Origin of the sequence: Streptomyces sp. NRRL B-3229 (assembly GCF_000719505.1) — a bacterium.
In the GTDB taxonomy this organism is placed as follows: Bacteria; Actinomycetota; Actinomycetes; order Streptomycetales; family Streptomycetaceae; genus Streptomyces; species Streptomyces griseorubiginosus.
Genome location: NZ_JOGP01000131.1, coordinates 1 through 343 on the forward strand (window position 1 = coordinate 1; position 343 = coordinate 343).

The 343-nt window shown below is 70.3% G+C and carries 1 protein-coding gene; it reads right to left on the reverse strand.

Going from position 1 to position 343, the window contains the following annotated elements; translation table 11 throughout:
• On the reverse strand, positions 1-321 hold a 321-nt coding region (locus IF54_RS40270), incomplete at its 3' end, for a phosphopantetheine-binding protein (RefSeq protein ID WP_324616585.1).
• Between the last annotated feature and the right edge of the window lie 22 nt (positions 322-343).

The window sequence follows — 343 nt, forward strand, 5'->3', positions numbered from 1 at the left end:
CTGCACCAGCGACAGCGGATACGCATCCACCACACCCGCCGGAAGAGCAGCCCGGTCCTCCTCGCCGATCAGCGCGAACGGCTCGACCGCCGCGATCAGCGACTCGCCAGACCCCCGGCCGCCGACAGACGCGGCCAGCCCGGCGACCGTCTTCAACCGGAAGACATCCGGTATCGACACGTCATAGCCGGCCGCCCGCAGCGCACCCACCAACCGCACCGCACGGATCGAGTCACCGCCCAGATCGAAGAAGCTGTCCTCGACACCGACCCGCTCCAGCCCGAGCACCTGCGACCAGACCGCCGCCAGCCGCTCCTCCACCGGAGTCCTCGGCGCCACATAC